The following is a 20,142-nucleotide window of genomic DNA, read 5'->3' as shown; positions in this document are numbered from 1 at the left end:
GGGCCGCAGCGGGCCGCCGTCGCGATGCTGTGCCGGGAGGCGCCGCCGGCGGACGGCGGCTGGGACCCGATCGCGCTGCGGCTCGGGATCGCCGGGATCCTGCGGGCGCTGACCGCGCGCGGGCCCGCGCTGCTCGTCGTCGACGGGGTGCAGCACATCGACGCGGACAGCGCCGATCTGCTCCGGTTCGCCCTGCACCTGGCGCCGCCCGCGCTGCGGGTCGTCGCCGTCGAGACCCCCGAGGTGTACGGGACCTCGCACGACACCGGGTACGGCGGCGCGGACGCGCACGACAGCCGGCTGTGGGTGCCGTCCGAGGCGGACGTGCTGCTCGTGCCGCCGCTGCACGCCGACGAGATCGCCGAACTGCTCATCCACCACCGGCTGCCGTCCCGGATGGCCGGCCGCATCCACAAGGCGAGCGGCGGCAATCCGCGGCTCGCGCTCGCCGTCGGGCGCTCGCTCGCCGACGCCCGCACCCCGGTGCACCACGCCGAGGCGCTGACCCTGTCCGGGCGGGCCCGGGACCTGGCACGGCAGTTGCTCGGCGCCGCGCCGTCCGACGTGCGGCAGACGCTGCTGCTCGCGGCGCTCGCGCTGCGGCCGACGGCGGCCCTGGTGCGGCGCGCCGGTCGGCCGAACGCGGAGGCGGACCTGGCGGTGGCCGAGCGGGCGGGTCTGGTGTCGCTCGCCGAGGACGGCACGGTCGCGTTCACGGCTGGGCTGCTGCCGTCCACGCTGGTGCACGACGCCTGCTGGGCCGAACGCAGCGCGGGGCACGCGGCGTTGGCGGAGGTCGTGGACGACGAGGTGGAGGCGGTACGGCACCGGGCGCTCGCCACCGACGCGCCGCAGGAGGAGCTGGCGGCGGAGGTCGCCGCGGCGGCGGACCTCGCCCGGCGGCGCGGCAACAGCGCGCTCGCGGCCGAACTCGCCCTGCTCGCCGCCGAGTCGACGCCCGGCGCGCACGGCCGGCGGCGGATCGCCCGCCTGGTGGACGCCGCCGAGGAGGCGGCCCGGGCGGCCCGGGCCGACCTCGCGATGCGGGCCGCGACGGATCTGCTGGCCCGGGACGCGGCGCCGGCGGACCGGGTACGGGCCAGGCTCGCCGTCCTGGACACGGCGGGGCAGGGCCTGACGGGGCTCGACGAGATGTACGTGCACGCCATGGAGGACTCCGAGGGCGACACGGCGCTGCGGGCCGCCGTCCAGCTCCGGCTGGCCGTCAAGTACGTGCTCGCGGACGGCGATCCGGTGCGTTCGCGGGCCGCGGCGATGGAGTCGGCGCAACTGGCCGCGTCGATCGGCGATCCCCGTACGGCCGCGCAGGCCATGACCGTACAGGCGCGGATGGAGCGGGCGCTCGGCACGCCCGACGCGGAGGCGGTGCTCGCGCAGGCGCGGGCCCTGGAGATGGCCGAGCGGCCGGCCGGGGTCCGCAACACCGCGCAGATCCTGACGATCCGTCACGCGCTGTTCGACGGACGGCTCGTGGACGCGCGGGCGGAGCTGAACGCACTGCTCCCGCTGGTGCAGCGGCGCGGTTCGGTGGAGGACTCCATCGAACTGCTCAGCACGCTCGCGGAGATCGAGTCGCGGATGGGCCCGTGCGGTGCGTCGCTCGCCCACGCCGGGCAGGCGCTCGCGCTGACCCTGGAGGCGGGGCTCTCCCCCGGGCCGGCCTGGTACTCGCTCGCGCTCGCCGAGACGGCCGGCGGCAGCTTCGCCCGGGCGGCCAGCTACGCCCGGCGCAGCGTGCAGGCGTCGGAGGAGGAGGGCGACCGGGTCTTCCTGTCACGCAGTCTGTACGCGCTCGGGCGGGTGCAGCTGATCAACGGGGACGTCGCCGCGGCCCTGGAGACGCTGCGCCGGGTCGAGGCCAACGAGCGGGCGCAGTCGACGGTGGACCCGTCGATGCTGCGCTGGCACGAGGAGCTGGCCGAGGCGCTGCTCGCGCACGACGAGGTGGACGAGGCCGTGGCGGTGCTCGCGGCGGTGCGGTCGGTGGGCGAGCGGCTCGGGCGGCCCCGGGTGCTGCTCGGCATCGACCGGGCGTACGCGCTGTGTCTGGCGGCGGAGGGCCGTACGGACGAGGCGGCGGAGCTGCTCGCGGGCACGGCGAGCCGGTTCGCGGACGCGGAGCTGCCGCTCGAACAGGGCCGGGCGCTGATCGCGCTCGCCCGGGTGGAGCGGCGGCGGCGCCGGCGCTCGGCGGCGCAGGCGGCGCTGCAGTCGGCCACGGCGCTGTTCGAGCGCGCCGGGGCGGTGCCGTGGCTCGCGCTGACGAGCGAGGCACCGGCGGGCCCGGCGGTCGAGGGCGGCCCGGTGCGTGAGGAGACGCCGCCCGGCCTCGCCTCGCTGACGGAGGCCGAGCTGCGGCTCGCGCGCCTGGTCGGGCAGGGCGCCAGCAACCAGGAGGCGGCGGCCAAGCTGTACCTGAGCGTGAAGACCGTCGAGGCCCGGTTGACCCGGATCTACCAGAAGCTGGACGTGCGCTCCCGCGCCCAGCTCGCGACCGCGCTGCGACCGTGACCGTCTCCGCCCGGACCTGACCGCCCGCCCGGCCCTGACCGCCCGCCCGGCCCTGACCGTCCACGCGGACCTGACCGCCCGCCCGGACCTGACCGCCCGCGCGGCCCTGACCGCCCGCCCGGCTCAGACCGTGAACGGACGCTGGCTCAGGAAGGCGTTCGAGGGCGCGCCCGTCGTGTAGAGGTTCGGGCTCTGGGTGGGCGGCAGGCGCCGCTGGATCGCCTGGTGGAAGGTGCGGTAGTCGCCGCGGAAGGTGCCGTCGTTCCAGACGGCGAGCAGCGCCTCGGTGAAGGCGCCGTTGACCCTGCCGTCGGCGGCGACCTGGTTGTCCTGGCAGGCCGACACGAGGATCACCGGCGGGCCCTGTCCGTCGCCCCGGACGGTGGCCGCCTTGGCGAGGGTGCGCTGCAGGTCGTCGTAGAAGTCGCGGTCCCGCTCGTACAGCTCGGCCTGCTTCGGCTCGGGTACGTAGCGGCCGGGTTCCTCTCCGCCGCCCGGCAGTTCGATGCTGCTGCCGCTGTGGCAGCAGTCGAGGAAGGTGACGATCCGTACGCCGTCGTCGAAGCGCAGGAACTCCTGGTGGAGCTCGTCGTCGATGAACTGGCGGTCGAAGAAGACCAGGGTCTCGTCGAGGCGGTCGGGTTCGGCGTCGGATCCGGCGACGTCGGGGACCTGGCCGCCGTGGCCCGAGTAGGTGAAGAGCAGGATGTCGCCGGCCGCGAGCCGTTCGGCCGCCGCGCGCAGGGCGGCGGTGACGCGGTCGACGGTGCCCTCGCGGGTGAGCAGCACGGTCTCCGTGAAGCCGCTCGCGCGGGCGATCCTGGCCATGTCGCGGGCGTCGTTCTCACAGGCCACGAGTGTGCCGTCCCAGCCGCCGTAGCGGTCCGGGTCGACGTTGTTGAGCCCGATGTGCAGGGAGATTCCGGTGGGCATGGTGCCTCCTTGGCCGGAGCGGAGGGGCACCGGGGGCCTCGTCTGTTCGAGTGGCCTGCGGGTCCGGTGCCGTGGGCAGCCCTCCCCCGCGCGGTACTTACATCGTATGAACACCAGCGACTCCCGGCGCGGTCAGCCGGCCGCTCCCGCCCCGCCCGGCCCGCACGGCCGGCCCGCCGCTCCCGGCCAGCCCGCCGCGCACGGTCAGCCGGGTCACGGCCAGTTCGACGACCGTGCCGGCTACGACGAGACCTTCCTCGGCCCGGCGGTGCCGCTCGCGCTGCCCGCGCGCGCCGCGGTGCAGACGGTGATCCTGCCGTACACGCACTTCACCGTCGTCTTCCGCCCCGACCGGCGGTTGGCCGCGTCGACCGCCGTCTGCATCGAGGGCGGCCAGCTCCTTGAGGACGTGCCGCGCGACGACGTGTGGGCGTACGACCCGCGGCTGCCGCGCGAGCAGCAGGCGGGCGAGGACATCTACCGCGACAACCGGCTGGACCGCGGCCATCTGGTGCGCCGGCTCGATCCGGTCTGGGGCGCGGCGGCGGTGGCCGGCACGGCGAACACGGACACCTTCCACTTCACCAACGCGGCGCCGCAGATGGACGTGTTCAACCAGGGCAAGGAGCTGTGGCAGGGCCTGGAGAACTACCTCCTGGAGCACGCGGCCCAGTTCGACCGCAAGCTCGTGGTGCTGACCGGGCCGGTCCTGCACGACTCCGACCCGCCGTACCGGGGCATCCAGGTGCCGCTGCGGTTCTGGAAGGTGGTCGCGTTCATGCAGGACGGGGCGCTGGCGGCGACGGCGTACGTCCTCGACCAGAGCCCGGACCTCAGCCGGGACGCCGACCGGGCCTTCGCCGGGGCGAAGGCGGGCGACCCGCCGCCGCTCGGGCCGTTCCGCACGTACCAGGTGCCGGTCTCGGACGTCGCCGAGATCACGGAGCTGGAGTTCGGGCCGCTGCCGGACGTGGACCTGATGCCGCCGATGCGGGCGCCGGAGGAGCGGTGGCGGCGTCTGGAGTCGTACGAGGACATCCTGATGATGGACTGAGCGCCGGCCTCCCCGCGGGCCCGGCAGCGATTGCGGCGGCCTCCCGGCGGCGGGACGATGACAGCAGCGAGCAGGTGTCCCTCCAGCACAGGGACACCGGGCAGGTGCGTCATGCCTCTCACCGAGACGGAGTGGGGCCTCGTCACCAGCTGGGTGCGGGACCATCTTCTCGACGATCCGGATCCACGGACGCGGCTGCAGCGCACGGCGCTGACCACCGACTTCGTGGCCGATCTGCCGCTCACCCCGGACCGGGACGTCAACGCGCGGATGATCGTGGGCGCGGCCCGGCGGGATCTGGAGCACCAGCGGCGGCTGCTCGACGCCCTGGCGCGGCTCGGCACCCTCGACCACCTCGACGAGACGGACGCGGTGGGGCGGGGCACGGAGGTGCGGGCGCTGCTCGGGCGGGTGCGCGAGGACGAGGAGGTGCTGCACTCGGAGGCGGACCCGTTCGAGTCGGTGGTGCTGCGGCACGGCACGGAGGTCTTCATCGACCGGGCGGAGCTGCGCGGGACGCTGCGCCGATTCGTGGCGGACCCGGAGCTGTCGGTCCTGGTGGTGGACGGCGAGCCGGACAGCGGCCGCTCGTACACCTACCGCCTGATCCGGCATCTGGGGCCGCACTGCGGCTTCCGTCCGGTACGGGTCACGCTGTCGCGGACGTCGACGGCGGCGCGGCTCGTGCGGCGGCTCGCGGAGTTCGTGTCGCCCCCGGACGACGCCGACCGGATCCCGTTGAACCCGACACGGTTGAACGATCCACTGCCGTCGATCGACGACGCCGTGCACCGGATCGTCAGCCGGGCCACCGCCGCCGAGGACAGCTTCTGGCTGGTGCTCGACGAGTGCGACGCGCTCGACCCGAACTCGGACGTCTGGGACTGCATCGGCAAGCTGGCGCTCGCGATCTACGAGCACACGCCGGTACGGCAGGAGACCGTGCCGCGGCTCGTGCTGCTCGGCTACTCGACGACGCTGCACCAACTCCCGTACGACATACGGAACAACGAGTGCCGGGACACGGCGAAGGCGGTCGGCCCGAACGAACTCCGCGACTTCTTCACGCGGTTCTTCCGCGAGGCGCCCACCGCACCCGGCGGCCCGCCCGCCGGGGAGCCGCCGCCGGAGCTCGTGGAGTCGACGGTCGCCGAGGTGCTGCGGGCGGCGGAGGCGGCCGATCCCGCGGACAGCTACATGCGCCGGGTGTGCACGGCGGTCGAGGAGGCGGTACGGCTCCGGCTCGGCCGGTCCCCGAGCGCGGGCGTCCGCGCGCGCGAGGACTTCACCGGCGTGCTGCACACCACGCTCGGCACCCCGACCCCGCAGGCCGTCTCCGAGCCGCACGGGCTGCGCCGCGCCTACCGCGAAGTCGCTTGCCTGCTCGCCGAGTTCGACCCGGCGCAGCTGCGGCTGCCGGGTGAGCGGATGCCGACCGGGCGCGCGGTCCTGGAGCTCGTCGACGACTGCACGGCGCTCGCCGCCCCGCAGCGCTCGGTGCGCTGGGTGCTCACCCCGGAGGTGCGGGAGACGGCCCTGGCGGGCCTCGCGGGCCCCGACGCGGCCCGGACCGCGCTCCTCGCGAACGCCGACACGCTGCCCGGCGGCCCCGGCGTCGAGCGGTCCGCGCTCGCGCTGCTCTCGGGCGTCCCGCCCGATCTGGCGGAGGCGGGCGTGGAGGAGCTCTCGGACACCCTCCAGGCCGTGCTCTGGCTCTCCCGGGTGCCCGGCACGGCCGGTCTGCTGCCCGCCGTCGAGGACGTCCAACAGCGCCTGGAGCGGGCCCGGTTGCTCCAGCCGCTGCGCCGCCTGGCCGGGACCGCCTTCCTCGGCCGGGGCCGCGAACTCGACGCGCTGCGCACGTACATCGCGCTGCCGGCCGAGCCCGCCGAGCCGCCCGTGCTGCTGCACGGCATCGGCGGCATCGGAAAGAGCACCCTGCTGGCCCGCTTCCTCCTGGACGGGCTGCGCGAGGCGGCGCCGGACGGATTCCCCTTCGCGTACATCGACTTCGAGCGCCCGACGCTGTCCATCCACGAACCGGCCTCGGTGATCGCCGAGTCGGCCCGGCAGCTCGGGATCCAGTATCCGGCCCACCGGGAGGCCTTCGACTCGCTCGCCGAACGCTGCGGCGAGACCACCTCCGTGCAGCGCGGCGAACTGGAGGAGCTCGACGAGCTGTCCCGGCTGTCCTCGACCCGGGCCACCTACGGGCGGGACTTCTCGGCCGGTTTCCACGCCCGCGCCAGCGCCCTCGAACAGGACCTCGCCCACGAGCTCGCGACACTCGTCGCGGGCGCGGTCGCCACCCCGCCGGGCACGATGGACCCGCCGTTCGTGATCGCGGTCGACTCCTTCGAGGAGGCGCAGTACCGGGGCTCGCCGCTCATCTCCCGGATGTGGGCGGTGTGGACGGCGCTGCGCGCCGCCTATCCGCGGCTGCGGTTCGTGGTCGCCGGGCGCGCGCCGATCGACCACCCGGCCAAGGTGCTCGCCCCGCGCACCATGAAGCTGGAGGAGCTCGACGAGCCGGCGTCGGTGGCGCTGCTCATGGAGTGCGGCGTCGACGACGAGTCGGTGGCGCGCACCCTGTACGAGCAGGTCGGCGGCCATCCGCTGAGCCTGAAGCTCGCCGCGCGCACCGCGATGTCCCTCGGCGAGGAGGCCGACTCGCTCGGTGAGCTGCTCGCGAGCCTGCGCTCGCAGCGGCGGCTGCACAACAGCGTCGACCAGATGCTGATCCAGGGCACGCTGTACGACCGGATCCTCAAGCACATCGCCGACCCGGACGTGCGCGCGCTGGTCCTGGCGGGGCTCGCGCTGCGGTTCATCACCCCCGACCTGGTGCGCGAGGTCCTCGCCGGGCCGGCCGGGCTCGTGGTGTCGTCGTCCGCCGAGGCGGGCCGCCTCTTCGGTCTGCTCACCTCCCGCCTCGACCTGATGGAGTCGGCGGGACCGGGGGCGATCCGGCACCGGCCGGACCTCCGCTCGATCATGCTGCGGCTGTCGGACGGGGCGCGCACCGACCTGATGCGGGCGGTCGACACCCGGGCGGTCGCCTACTACGCGGCCCGCGACACCGTCCCCGACCGGGCCGAGGAGATCTACCACCGACTGCGGCTCGGCGAGAACCCCCGTACGGTGGAGGCCCGTTGGCGCTCCGGCGTGGAGCAGCACCTGGCGGGCGCGGAGCGGGACATGCCGGCGCGGTCGGCCGCCTTCCTGCTCAGCCGGATCGGCGGGCACGTACCCGACTCGATCATGGCCGAGGCCGACCAGCAGGACTGGGAGCGGATCGCCGCGCGCGAGGTCGAGGACCTGCTCACCCAGGGCTATCTGGACGCCGCCGGGCAGCGGCTCGCCGAGCGGCAGCCGTGGACGCCGTGCAGCCGACTGCACGGGCTGCTCGTGGAGTACCTGGCCCGGTCCGGACGGGCCGAGGACGCCCGGGAGACCTGTGAGCGGGCCGTCGACCGGGCGGAGGAGGCGGGCTGCGCGGAGACCCGGCTCGAACTGCTGCAGCTGTCGGCGCGGCTCGCGCAGGACGCGGGCGACTTCGCCGACGCCGACCGGGACCTGCGGGAGGCGGAGGGCGTGGCGGCCGGCCTGCGGCTGCCGTACGAGTCGATCGGCGTCCTGGTGGCCCGCTCCCGGCTCGCGGAGGCCGCGAACGCGGACTCGGCGGAGGCGGACGCCCGGCTCGCCAGCCGGCTGCGCGGACTCGACGACGAGACGCTGGCCGCGCAGCCGGCCCTGGCCCGGGCGGCGGCCGCCTCGGCCTGCCGCGCGGACCCGCCGGCCCTGGCCCGGACCCTGCGCCTGGTGGGCCTGCCGGACGAGGACGAGGCGGTGATAACGGCGCTGACCCGGTGGATCGGGACCGCGATGGACGACGAGCCGCGGCTGCGCGAGCCGCTGACCCGGATCCTGCAGGCGGCGGCCGCGGGCGCGCAGGGGCCGGGGGCCGGGACTCCGGCGGCGCCGGGCGGGCCGGTCTGGACGGGCCCGGCGGGGGCCGCGGCGGGCGGCGGACCCGTGCCGCCCGGACCGCCCGCACCGTACGGGCAGCCCGTACCCGCCGATCAGGTCGAGGGAGCGCTGCGGGAGGCGCAGCGGCACGGCACGCTGGACGGTCTGGCGTGGCGGACGCTGATGCTGAGCGACCGGAGCGGGGACCTGCTGCGCGGGGTGGCCGCGGCGGTGGACGCGGGCTCGGGGATGGCCGGACCGGGCGGCGACACCCGGTTCGGCCATGGGCGGGTGTCCGCCGGGGCGGGCGGCCTGGTGGGGGTCACGCCGGCGCCGACCCAGGTGGACGCGAAGTGGCGGGAGGAACCGTATCTGAGCGGGGACGAGCTGCTCGCGGTGGCGAACGCGGCCGTGGAGGCGGGCGTCGCCGACCGGGAGCTGCGCGCCTCGCTGTTCAGCGGGATCAGGGAGTACTTCTGGGCCATGCTGCCGCCGCAGCCGACGCCCTTCCTCCAGGTGCGGAAGGACCTGGAGACCATGAACATCGCCGAGCGGCTGCTGGAGGGCGAGGTGCCGCTGGAGCTGTGGCTGCGCAACGCCATCGCGATGGCCGCCGACCCGGGGGCGGTCGCCGTCTTCCAGCGGGCCCTCGACCGGGTGGTGCGGGCCTCGACGGGCGAGCCGGAGCTGCCGGCCGACCTCCTGACGGGCGAGTTCAAGGAGGAGATCGTCGTCCGCGACGACATGGTCCCCTTCGAGTTCCTGCAGGACGGCTTGCTGGCGGGCGCCGCCGTCGCCCGGGTCAGCGTGCCGCCGTACCGGGACGAGAAGCCGCTCTATCCGCCGTATCCGCACCTGGGCACCGGCTGGCTGATCGCTCCCGGGCTCCTGGTCACCAATCATCACGTGGTGAACGCTCGCAGCGGCGGGAGCGGCGGCCGGGAGCTGGTCGCGGAGAAGGACCTCCAGATGCAGGTGCGCAACTCCCGTTCGCGCTTCGACTACGCGGCCGACGAGATCGAGCCCGAGGAGGCCACGGCCGAGGAACTCGTCGCCTGGGACGCACAGCTCGACTACGCGATCCTGCGCCTGCGGACCGCCCAGCCGCAGCGGGCGGTGCTGCGCGTGACCACGGCGCTCTTCGAGTGCCGGGGGAACGACCCCCAGGCGGTCAACATCATCCAGCACCCGGAGGGCAAACCGAAGCGGGTGGCCCTGCGCAACAACCTGGTGTACGAGGCGAACGACCGGGACGTCGCGTACTTCACCGACACCCAGGGCGGATCCTCGGGCTCGCCGGTGTTCACGGACCGCTGGACGGTGGTGGCCCTGCACCGCGGCGCGCGCCGCAAGAGCGGGGTCGAGTACCAGGGCCGCACGACCGCGGTCGTCAACGTCGGCACCCAGATGTGCGCGATCCTCGCCCACCTGCGGGAGAACCGGCCCGAGTTGTACGCGGAGATCATGGCGGCGCAGGCGGCGCTGCCGCCGGAGGCCGCGGAGGGTTGACGCCGGAAGAGACGCCGGAAGAGAGCGGACGCCGGAAGCCGGCGAAGGAGAGCGAGAGCGGACGGCGGAGGTGACGGGAGATGGGTTACGGATCACGGAGCGGCTCGCACACCGGCTCACCGGTCGCGACCGGACCCGAGCAGGTCTTCGGCGATCTGACGGAGGTGGCGGCGCGGGTGCGCGACCGGCTCGAACAGGAGCTGGAGATCCAGGAGTCCGCCGAGGAGCTGCCACCCGGCGCCGTCCCGGCCGGCGAGATCTCCCGGTTCGCCCAGGAGGAGCGCGCCCGGGTCCTGGAGGCGGGCGTGGCGGGCCTGGAGAAGCTGGCGGGCGGCCGGGCGGACGAGGTCGACGAGGACGAGTACTTCGGGGTGGAGGCGATCGTCCTCCTGGAGGGCCGGCCCGCGATCCTGGTGCAGGGGCAGGACTTCGCCCCGCAGCCCGGCGACTGGTCGGTGCTCGACGCGGCGCGCCCCGCGATCCGTGAGTCGATCGCCCGGGTGGGCCGGGTGGACGTGACCGGGCACCCCAGTCTGGCCTGGATCGGCACGGCCTTCCTGGTGGGCCCCGACGCGGTGATGACCAACCGGCACGTGGCCGCCGAGTTCAGCCGCGCCGACGGCGCCGGCTGGACGTTCCAGGAGGGCATGACGGCACGCGTCGACCCCGGCGAGGAGCTGCCCGCACCGCAGGCACCCGGCCCGGTCCCGGCCGCGGCCCCGCTCCCGTACGAGATCACCGAGGTCATCGGCATCCACCCGGACCTCGACATGGCGCTGCTGCGGATCGCGCCGCCCGACGACGAGCCGCTGCCGACGCCGCTGGCCGTCGCGGCGGACGCCCCGGCGAGCGTGCCGGGCCGGCCGGTGTACGTGATCGGCTATCCGGCCTGGGACGGGCGGCGCAACGAGCCCGAGTCGATGCGCCGGATCTTCATGGACATCTACAACGTGAAGCGGCTGCAGCCGGGCATGACGACCGAGTTCACGCCCGGCGGCCTGGTGGTGAAGCACGACTGCTCGACGCTCGGCGGCAACAGCGGCTCCCCGGTGTTCGACCTGACCGACCACCGGGTGCTCGGGCTGCACTACGGCGGCAAGTACCGGATCGGGAACGTGGCGGTGCCGCTGTGGGAGCTGGTGGACGACCCGCTGCTCGCGAAGGCGAACGTCAACTGGGTGTGAGCGGAGCGTTGTTCAGGGCGTGGGGCCCTTCTTCGCGTCGTGCAGGGCCTTGAGCCTCCGGGCGAGTTCGGCCTGCTTGCGGCCGCTCCGAGGGGAGCGAAAATGCTCACCCTTCGGACGACGGGGTGTCCGAAGGTGTTTCAGAGAGCGACCCCCACCCCGGCGGCCGAGCGTGAACCCGGCGCGGCGGGGGCGTGAACCCGGCGCGTTCCCGTCAACCCCCTTGCCTTTCCCGGCGGTTGCGCGGGCGGGTGATGGTGCTCAGGCGCTGCCGAGGAGACCGAAGACGGAGCGCAGGCCGTGCGGGCGGCGGTCGACGGGCAGGTGATCGACGAAGTGGACCCGGGCGCCGAGCGCACCGGCGCCGCCGTCGGCCGTGCGGTCGTCGCCGACCATCAGCGTGTCGACCGGGGCGAGGCCGAGGCCTTCACAGGCGTAGCGGAAGATCGCCGGGTCCGGCTTCTGGACGCCGACCTCGTACGACAGGGCGTAGACGTCGACCCATTCGTCGAGCCCATGGGCGCGGAACAGCGGGCGCAGGTCCCAGGCGATGTTGCTGACCACGGCGACGGCGACGCCGGCCCGGCTCAGATCGGCGAGGGTGCGCGCGGTGTCGGGGTAGGGGTGCCAGGCCTCGGGGGCCATGTGCCGGTCGTAGAGCGCGCGGGCGAGCCCGGGGTCGGTCACCCCCGCCTCGTGGATCAGCGCGGTGTACGCGGCGCGGTGCCGTTCCGCGTCGAGGTCGCGCTCCGCCCACAGCTTCTTCAGTCTGCGGGGCACCTTCTGCGGCGAGGGGCCGCCGGGCAGGGCGCCGTGGAAGGTGAGCCGTTCCACGGCATGGGCGAAGTCGTCGCCGGAGAGACGCACACCCGACGCGGCGAGGCCCGCGTCCAGCCAGTGGGCGACGGGCTCGACGCGGAGCAGCGTGCCGGAGAAGTCGAACATGACACCTTTGATCACCCTCCGATCGTAGAACGCGAAACGGACGGGACCGGCCCGGGAACTCCGGAAAGCGCGTCCGCGTTATACCCCCCACGGGTATCTCGTTCGGAAATTCGGACACAAGGAGGCAGCGTGCGGGAGACGACGACGCGCGGCGGCAAGACGGTGACGGTGCGGCGGCTGGCCGCGCTCCAGCCGGAGCAGGCCACGGGCAGGGCGCGCGAGCTGCTCGCCGACATCGTCGAGCGGCACGGCTCGGCGGGCGAGATGGTGTCCACCATGGCCCACTCCCCCGCCGTCCTGGAGGGCTATCTCAGCCTGTCGCGCGCGATGAAGCGGGTGAAGATCCCCCGCGCGCTGAGCGAGAAGATCTCCCTCGCCGTCCAGGAGTGGATCGGCTGCGGCACCTGCCGCGAAGCCCATGTCGCGGCCGCCCGCGCCGCCGGCCTCACGGACGCGGACATCTCCCTCGCCCGCCAGGGCACCTCGACGGACCAGCGCGAGGCGGCGCTGATCGGCGTCGCCCTGAAGGTCCTGGTCGAGCCGAGCGCACTCGGCGACGAGGACGTGGCGGAGCTGCGCGAGCACGGCTGGAGCGACCGGATCATCGCGGAGGTGGTGGGGGTGGTGACGCTGAACATGCTGACGGGCGCGTTCAACCTGCTGGCGGGGATCCAGCCGGACGGGGAGGTGGACGAGTAGCCGGGGTGCGCTACGCCGGGAGTTCCCGTACGTACGGCAGCTCAAGTGCGTAGACGTCGCCACCGACCACCACGGTGAGGATCCGGTCGACGAGGGTCAGGGCCTCGGCGGGACCGGGCAGGCGGAGCGTCAGCGGAGGCGCGTCGTACGGGGTGTGGCCCCAGACCTGGAGCAGGCCGTCGGTCCTCGCCCCGACGACGACGTTCCTGCCGTCCACCGACTCGACCGCCACGTGCGGGACGGGCAGCGGGGGCCCCAGCCGCCCCGCCTGCTCTACCCGGTCGACGAGCCAGACGTGGATCCCGTGCTCGGTGCCGGCGACGGCGACGCCGTCCGTGGTGCAGGCGACATCGAGCACGTCGGTGAAGTGGGGCAACTCCCTTATGACACCCTCTCCTTCGAGGGGCACAACCTCCAGGTGGGACCCGGCCGCCGTGACGGTGTGAACGCGGCCGCCGACCCGCGTGCAGGCCAGGGCGACGGGGCGCGCGCCAGGTAGGAAGGGGTGGCCGTGGCGGGTCTGCCCCAGGAAGAGGTCCCAGAGCAGGAGGGGCTCACCCTCGCCGGCCACCACGAGGTGAGGGCTGCCGCCGGCGTCGGTCCCGGCGACGAGACGCCACGGCGGCGACTCGAAGCGCGTGCCCCGGAGTTCCCCGTCGCGCAGCCGCAGCGCGCTCACCTCTCCGCTCTCCCAGCCGACGGCGGCGAACTGCTTTCCCCGCGCCACCGCACAGGTCACCCACCGCACCGGGCCCACGCCGGCGATCCGGCCCACCACCGTGCCGGTCGTCGCGTCCCGGACCTCGCACGCCCCTTCCCGGTCGCCGAGCACGACCCGCCTCCCGTCCGGGGACGAGCCCGAGTCGACCGCCGTCACCCCTGTCTCGGCCAACGCCCACAACGGCCGCCATCCCCGCCCCCGCGCCAGCGCCAGCGCCAGTCCCCTGTCGCCGTGCCTGAGCACGGCGAGGGCGAGCAGGTCCCGGCGCCCGTCACCGGTGGTCCGCTCCAGGTGCCCGGCGACGCTCAGGTACGCGCGGGCGACCGCGCTCGCCGTCCCCGCCACCCGGAGGGCCTGGGCGAGTGCCGGAACATCCGCCGCGACCAGGAAATCGGCGTCCGCCAGGAGCTCGGCCAGCATGCCGCCCTGCGCCGCGTGCGTGACCGCGTGAGCCACCACGTACCAGGGCGCCGCCTCCCAGTCGCGTCCCTCGCCGTCCCGGCCCGGGGGCGCCAGGTCGCGCAGGGCCCGGAAGAGGGCCCGCTGCACCTCGCGCTCGCTCAGCACGTCCTCGCGGAGCGCGGCGGCGAACGACGGGTGCGGCAGGCGGTACGCGAGACCGTCCGGGGTCGCCGTGACCGTGAGGAAGCCGTCCATCCGTTCGTGGAGCCAGGCGATGTCCCTCGCGGTGCAGTCCTCCCGCATCAGGCACGTCGTCATCACCTGCCAGACCGGACCGGGCACGCCCTCCCCTTCCGCGTACGCGAGGGCGCGCAGCATGCGCAGCGCCTTCCCCGCGTCGCCGTCGCCGAAGCGGCGGACGAAGGAGTCGAGCGCCCAGGTGAGGTCGGACCAGGTCGGTGCGGCGGACCCGGGGACCAGCGACACGTGGCGGGCGCGGATCCGCTGGGCCAGCAGCCGGGCCATCGCATGGGAGTGGCCGGAGTGCGCGGCGAGTGCGGCCCCGATCTCCTCGGCGACGTCCGGTTCGGTCTCGATGCCGGCCGCGAGGCAGCGGGAATAGATGTCCATGGGGAGGCGGTAGTCGGGGCTGTCGAGGTCCACCCGGGCGACGGGGTCGTCGCCGAAGGGGTCGATGTGGGCCGTGCGGTCGATGGCGGCGACGACCATGACCTGGTACCTCGACGCGAGGGATCTGAGCAGGCCGGGGTCCTCCGCGTCGTCGACGACGATCACGGTCTCGTGGGCGAGGTACGGCCCGTCTGCCTGATCCAGGGTGAGATAGCGCAGGTCGGTCGGGGGCAGCGGGCTCGCGGGCAGGACGTCGCGGTCGGGGCGGTCCGGACCGGTGAGGGTCAGGAGCGATTCGAGGACCGTGGTCTTGCCGGAACCGGGCGAGCCGACGACGAAGCAGACGCCCGGCCTTCGCTGGTGCAGCCACGAGGACACGGCGGCGAGCGCGGGCGCGTTCGTGATCGGGTGCGCGCCCTCGGCGAGCCGCGGGGCGTAGAAGGGGTTCGGGAAGAACGGCGGCGTGGCGGCGAGCCCCGCGTTCCTGCCGACGGTGACCAGCAGGGGTGGGTCGAGGTGTTCGCACGCGTCCCGCAGCCGGCCGACGAAACTGTCGATGTCGACGTACCGGCGGCCCGGCCCGGCCTCCAGGGCGTCCAGGGCCCGCACCACCGCCCTGGCGAACAGAGGATCGGCACGGGGGAAGGTGTCGGCCGGTGTGGTCACCGCCCACACGTTCGTGACGGGCCCGGCCATGTCCAGGTAGCGCTGCAGGGGAAGTTCGCCGATGGGCCACGGGCTCGGGGCCTCGACCAGCATCAGCACGTGGTGGGGATCGCGCAGAAGCAGCGCCTCAAGATTCGCCTCCAGATCGTCCACGTCGTCGTTGTCCGCGTGGTAGACCACGACGGAGTCCGCCGGGCCCGGCTCGTCAACCGGGACGTGCTGATAGCCGAACGCCCCGAACGCCTGCTGGATCATCCGGAAGCCTTCCCGTGCCCAGGGCGCCCGGCCCGAGGTGACCAGAAGGCGCCGTCCCGCCCGCACCGGTGCGGTCGCCGTCACCGGCCCCCGGCCCTGCCGTCTGCGCACCAGAGTGTGCACCTCCGCCCAGTGCCGCGCCCCCACCGGCAGGGTCAGCGGGCCGTCCGGGTCCGCGATGGCGGCCGTGAAGCGGGCGCCGAGGGCGGGGGCGTGGTCGTCGACGTAGGCGGAGACGGCCGTGAGGACGTCGTCGGCCTCGTCGCGGCGGAGGGTGGCGAGGAGGCGCTCGCGGACGCCGGGCACGAAGTCGTAGGCACGGTCGAGGGGGCCGCCGGTGGGGCGGTCGGGGCCGACGCGGTGGAGGAGACCGCTGTAGACGATCTCGGCGAGGTCGGAGGGCGGGCTGTGGGGCAGCAGGGCGGACTGGACGGTGCGCATCACGGCCAGGTTCAGCGGGGCGGCGGCCAGGTAGGCGGCGAGGCGGAAGACGTCGGGGTGGGCGCGGGCCTGGAACTCCTCGAATCCGGCGCGCCGTTCGTGGGCCGGCTCGGCCTCGGTGGGCAGTGGTCCGGCCGCCGGCAGCAGGACGGCCGCGCCGTCGAAGGCGTCGGGCCGGGCGATCGCGCGGGCCCAGGGGGCCAGCCATTCCGGGGTGACGCCGAGGACGGGGACGGGCACGACGGCGCCGGTGGGCCGGGTGTCGATGCCGTAACCCTTGAATTCCATACGGGGGTTGGGCGCGCCGGACTCGGTCGTGCGGAAGCGGCCGGGCCGGGGTGGCAGCGCCGTCTGGTCCCAGACGCGCTCCGGGAGGGTCTGGAGGATCGCGGTCGGGCCGCTCGCGGACCAGTCGCGCAGCGGGCCGAGGAGGGTGGCCGTGCGCCAGGCGGGGGCGACGCCGTCGGTGAGGACGAGGGTGAGGGTGCGGCCGGTCGGGTCCACGGCGGAGGCGGGCGGGCGAAGCAGCCGACCGAGACCGGCGGTGCCGTCGGGGCGGGGCAGCAGGTGGTGGAGGCGTACGGAGCGGAAGGCGCCGAGCCGGTCGAGGAAGGCGCGCAGTTCGCGGGCGAGCGGCTCCCAGAAGACGGCGCCGGTGTCGTACGCGTCGAAGACGAGGTTCACGTCGAGCCAGCGGTCGGCGGCGGGGACGAGGACCGGAAGCCAGTGGCGGTGGTCGGCGATCCGGCTCGCGGTGGCGTCCTCGTCGAGCTCGGTGCGTACGGGCGAGGGTGCCCGGCGCTTCAACGGGCGCAGGGCACGCGCGAGTTCGCGGCGGCGTGGCAGGGTGGCGGGGCCGGGCACGCGGACCGGGGTGGCGCGTTCCACCGGCGCTTCGGACTGCTCGGTGCACGGAGGCGAGGGAGCGGTGCTGCCGAGGCCCGCGTCCGGCAGGAAGACGCGGGCGTGCGGCCGGGCCGGGCGCAGCGCGGACTCGGGTCGGTCGAACGTCGGCGGGTTCCCGGGGACGCGGCGCGGATGGACATCGACCTGTCCGCCGTCCGCGGGATCCCCGTCCGTCTCCTCCTGCGGCAACGCGCCCGCCAACCAGACGAGTTCGGCCACCTCTCGTCCGCTCGGAGGCGTGTCTGACTCGTTCAGGGTGCGCAGCAGCGCCGCCAGCCGTTCGATCATGCCGCCGGGCCCCGGTCCGCCGGGACCGTCACGTTGAGGTGCTGGAAGACCAGCTCGGTCAGCCGGTCCAGGTCGGGCGCGCCGTCCCTGGTGGTGCGGCTCACCAGGTAGACGGCGTTGAGGAGTTGGTCGGTGGCGAGTTCGCCCGTCGCCGCGTGGCGCAGGAAGCGTTCGACGACCTCGTCGGCGTCGCCCTCGGCCGTCGGCAGATGGGCGCGGACGATGGCGCGGAGCCGCGTGTCGTCGTCGACGGCGGGCAGGTGCAGCCGGACGCACCGGCGCAGGAAGGCGGGCGGGAACTCGCGTTCGCCGTTGCTGGTGAGGATCACGAAGGGGAAGGTGTGGCACCGTACGGTGCCACCGGACACGGTGACGGCCTCGCCGTCGTCGGCCGGCCTGACCCGGACCTCCGGCTGGATGTCGGCGACCCGCGACAGCTCGGGAATCTCGAAGGAACCCTCCTCGAAGACGTCGAGGAGGTCGTTGGGCAGGTCGATGTCGCTCTTGTCGATCTCGTCGACGAGCAGCACCCGGGGCAGGGCGTAGGGGGCGAGGGCGGTGCCGAGCGGCCCGAGCCGTACGTACCGGCCGAGGTCCACCGGACCGCCCTCGCCCTTCGAGTCGCCGCGCTCGCGCGCCACGCCGGCCTCCTCCAGGCGGCCCAGGGAGTCGTAGCGGTAGAGGCCGTCGCGCAGACCGGTCTTGCTGTTGACCGGCCAGCGCAGCACCTGTCCCAGCTTCAGTTCCCGCGCCACGGCGTGCGCGAGGGTGGACTTGCCGACGCCCGGGTCGCCGGTCACGAGCAGCGGGCGGCGCAGGTAGAGGGCGGTGTTGACGGCCTCGACGGTGCGCTCGTCGGCGCGGTAGGCGTCGCCGACGGGGAGCCGGCGGCCGTTGCCGTCGTCGCGGGTGCGGTCGAAGGGGGTGAGCCGCGCGTCCTGGCGTGCGAAGTCGCGCCAGGGCGGCGGTGCGGGCAGCCGGTCGATGCCGTCGTGGGGTTCGGTGACGCCCCGGTAGATCCGCCACTGGCTCATCAGGGTCTTCCTTCCTCGGCCGGTGCCAGGGGCACGCGGGGTATCTGCCGCCGGGGGTCGTCCCACAGCAGCACGATGTCCTCTCCTACGTGGCCGCCACGGTGCTGCGGCAACTGCGCTTCCAGCCGCAACCTGCGTACGTGCTCCGGAAGTTCGTCACGGGTGCTGGCGCCGAGCCCGGCCCGGGCGGCGGCCAGGAAGGCGCTGCCGCGGCAGGCTCCCGGGCCGGGCACCCGGCAGGGCGGCGCAGCCGCGCCCAGGTCACAGGCGGGGCTTTCACGGTGCCACACCATCATCGGCACGCCGGAGGCGACCGCCACCCGGTACGCGTCGGCGACCGGTCCGCTGCGCGGCGAGCCGGCCAGGGCGAGCGCCGCGAGCGACGGGTCGAGCTCGAACGTGGCGCCGAGCGCCGTGCGGTGCTGGTCGTCCCGGCCGCACACGCAGACCAGCGCCTCGCCGAGCGGCCGGCCGTCGAGCTCCTTCCAGCGCCGCTCCAGCGCACCGTGCAGCGACGGCACTTCGTGGCGCTCCAGGGGGCGTACCACGACGCCCTGTTTGTGGCCGAGGCACGCCCAGTCGAAGGGCGGCGGCAGCGGCAGCCGCGAGAAGCCCTCGTCGAGGGCCTCCTTCGGCAGGATCAGCTCGATCAGGCCGGGCTCGCCCCAGCCGCCCATGGCCTCGACCTGCTCGGGGAGGAGCGCGGCCAGGCGCTCGACGGCCCCGGGCAGCGGCAGCGCCTCGGACTCGGGGCCGGCCGGGGCGATGTCGCGGGCGGAGCGGTAGCGCCACACCATGACGTGGTAGAGCTTCCGGTCCCGCAGCGAGTGCCGGATCCGGCCGATGACCGAGGGTCGTTCGCCGGACCCGCCGGTGTCCGCGCCACCGCCCGGCCCCCGCCCGGCGGCCGCCTCCGCCGACCCGAGACGGAGCTGGGCCTGCGGGCCGAGGTGGAGCGCGCCGGCCGCGATGAGCACCAGATCGCGCAGCGGCTGCGCCGGTCCTGCCCCCTCCCGTACGGTCTCCCGCGCCGCCTCCCGGGCCCGGTCGGCGGCGAAGGCCAGCTCGTACGGCAGCACGCCCGGTTCCGGCGGCATCAGCGCGGCCAGGTCGCTGAACACGTCGCGGTGGTCCAGGAGCGGCGGCAGCTCGCGCGGTCGGCAGCCGGCGGGCGCGGCGGCGGTGAACGCGGCCCGGTGGGCGGCCGGATCGGTACGGGCCGGGAGTGCGGCCAGGGCCCCGAGGATCCGGCGCGTCTCGGCGGCGCCCGCAACCGCCCAGGCCAACTCGGCGCCGGTGCCGGTGCCGGTGCCGGCGAGGCGGTCGGCGAGGCGGCTCCAGCGCTCGTCGGTGGCGTGGAAGAGGTCGTGGGCGCGGATGAGTTCGCGGTACGCGTTCGGGTCGAGCAGTCTCAGCGCGCTCACCGGCGTGCCGAGGCCGCCCATGTCGGAGTCCTTGCGGCGGGTGGCCTTGACGATCGCGCAGACACCGCCGGAGCGGTGGTCGAGGACCGGGCCGCCGGACAGGCCGTGGTTGATCTCGCCGTCCCTGAGCTCGATCATCGGGCCGCCCTGGAGCTGCTGCCGGCCGCCCGCCCGCAGCGGCGTGATCCGCTCGGCGGCCACACCGGTCTCGTAGACGTCGGAGTATCCGGCGGCGGTCAGCTCCGTGCCGGAGCCGACGGGCAGCGGGGCGAGCCAGACGCACGGGTGGCCGGCGGGCGGGCGGCGCAGCCGGACGATCGCGAGATCGGGGTACGGCCAGAGGCCACGGCCCCGCCCCCCGGGCGGCGCCGGCGAGGCCGCGCGGATCTCCCCGTCGTACGTTGCTCCGTCCCAGGTCACCGGCACGACGGCGCCGGGCTCGGCGCCGGCGACATGGGCGCAGGTCACGACGGTGCCGGGCGCGACGAAGAAGCCCGTGCCCCGGGTCACTCCGTCGACGAGGACGCGGCAGTCCTCGAGGCGGCCCTGG

General features: G+C 74.9%; 10 protein-coding genes. 5 read left to right on the top strand and 5 right to left on the bottom strand.

All coding sequences use genetic code 11. The features are described from left to right. Positions 1 to 2,532 (top strand): LuxR C-terminal-related transcriptional regulator (locus ACWEJX_RS26770; RefSeq protein ID WP_451609963.1); only part of this gene is annotated, 2,532 nt, incomplete at its 5' end. A 123-nt stretch (positions 2,533 to 2,655) separates the two neighbouring features. Here the strand turns inward: ACWEJX_RS26770 and ACWEJX_RS26765 are convergent. Beyond that, positions 2,656 to 3,465, bottom strand: coding sequence for a caspase family protein (locus ACWEJX_RS26765; protein ID WP_451609962.1), 810 nt, complete (start codon positions 3,463 to 3,465; stop codon positions 2,656 to 2,658). A gap of 106 nt (positions 3,466 to 3,571) precedes the next feature. Between ACWEJX_RS26765 and ACWEJX_RS26760 the strand changes: the two genes are divergently transcribed. The 3 genes from ACWEJX_RS26760 (at position 3,572) to ACWEJX_RS26750 (ending at position 11,181) form a co-directional block, all read left to right on the top strand. Next, positions 3,572 to 4,519: a DNA/RNA non-specific endonuclease gene (locus ACWEJX_RS26760; RefSeq protein WP_451609961.1), complete on the top strand. Its 948-nt coding sequence runs from the start codon at positions 3,572 to 3,574 to the stop codon at positions 4,517 to 4,519. A gap of 111 nt (positions 4,520 to 4,630) precedes the next feature. Next, entirely contained in the window at positions 4,631 to 9,997 is a 5,367-nt protein-coding gene (locus ACWEJX_RS26755; protein WP_451609960.1) for a trypsin-like peptidase domain-containing protein, read from the top strand. 80 nt (positions 9,998 to 10,077) lie between these two features. Further along, the gene (locus ACWEJX_RS26750; RefSeq protein ID WP_451609959.1) at positions 10,078 to 11,181 is read left to right on the top strand and encodes a trypsin-like serine peptidase; all 1,104 of its coding nucleotides are present in this window, start codon (positions 10,078 to 10,080) and stop codon (positions 11,179 to 11,181) included. Between the two features lie 261 nt (positions 11,182 to 11,442). Here ACWEJX_RS26750 and ACWEJX_RS26745 read toward each other — a convergent pair whose 3' ends face one another. Further along, complete coding sequence (locus tag ACWEJX_RS26745; protein ID WP_451609964.1) at positions 11,443 to 12,126, bottom strand: HAD-IA family hydrolase; 684 nt, start codon at positions 12,124 to 12,126, stop codon at positions 11,443 to 11,445. A 129-nt stretch (positions 12,127 to 12,255) separates the two neighbouring features. Here ACWEJX_RS26745 and ACWEJX_RS26740 point away from each other — a divergent pair, with 129 nt between their 5' ends. Then, positions 12,256 to 12,825: a carboxymuconolactone decarboxylase family protein gene (locus tag ACWEJX_RS26740; protein ID WP_451609958.1), complete on the top strand. Its 570-nt coding sequence runs from the start codon at positions 12,256 to 12,258 to the stop codon at positions 12,823 to 12,825. Between the two features lie 10 nt (positions 12,826 to 12,835). Here the strand turns inward: ACWEJX_RS26740 and ACWEJX_RS26735 are convergent, their stop codons facing one another. The 3 genes from ACWEJX_RS26735 to ACWEJX_RS26725 are packed head-to-tail and all read right to left on the bottom strand — an operon-like array spanning position 12,836 to position 20,102. Then, positions 12,836 to 17,134: an SAV_2336 N-terminal domain-related protein gene (locus tag ACWEJX_RS26735; RefSeq protein WP_451609957.1), complete on the bottom strand. Its 4,299-nt coding sequence runs from the start codon at positions 17,132 to 17,134 to the stop codon at positions 12,836 to 12,838. Beyond that, positions 17,131 to 18,168: an AAA family ATPase gene (locus tag ACWEJX_RS26730; RefSeq protein WP_451609956.1), complete on the bottom strand. Its 1,038-nt coding sequence runs from the start codon at positions 18,166 to 18,168 to the stop codon at positions 17,131 to 17,133. The genes ACWEJX_RS26735 and ACWEJX_RS26730 overlap by 4 nt, the downstream gene beginning before the upstream one ends. Further along, a complete protein-coding gene (locus tag ACWEJX_RS26725) occupies positions 18,168 to 20,102 on the bottom strand; it encodes a VMAP-C domain-containing protein (protein ID WP_451609955.1) in 1,935 nt (644 codons plus the stop codon). The genes ACWEJX_RS26730 and ACWEJX_RS26725 overlap by 1 nt, the downstream gene beginning before the upstream one ends. Positions 20,103 to 20,142 lie beyond the last annotated feature (40 nt).

The sequence above is a fragment of the Streptomyces sp. NPDC004788 genome (assembly GCF_053601115.1).
Note: the sequence above shows the minus strand (reverse complement) of the source record. Positions and strands in the feature narration are given on the sequence as shown.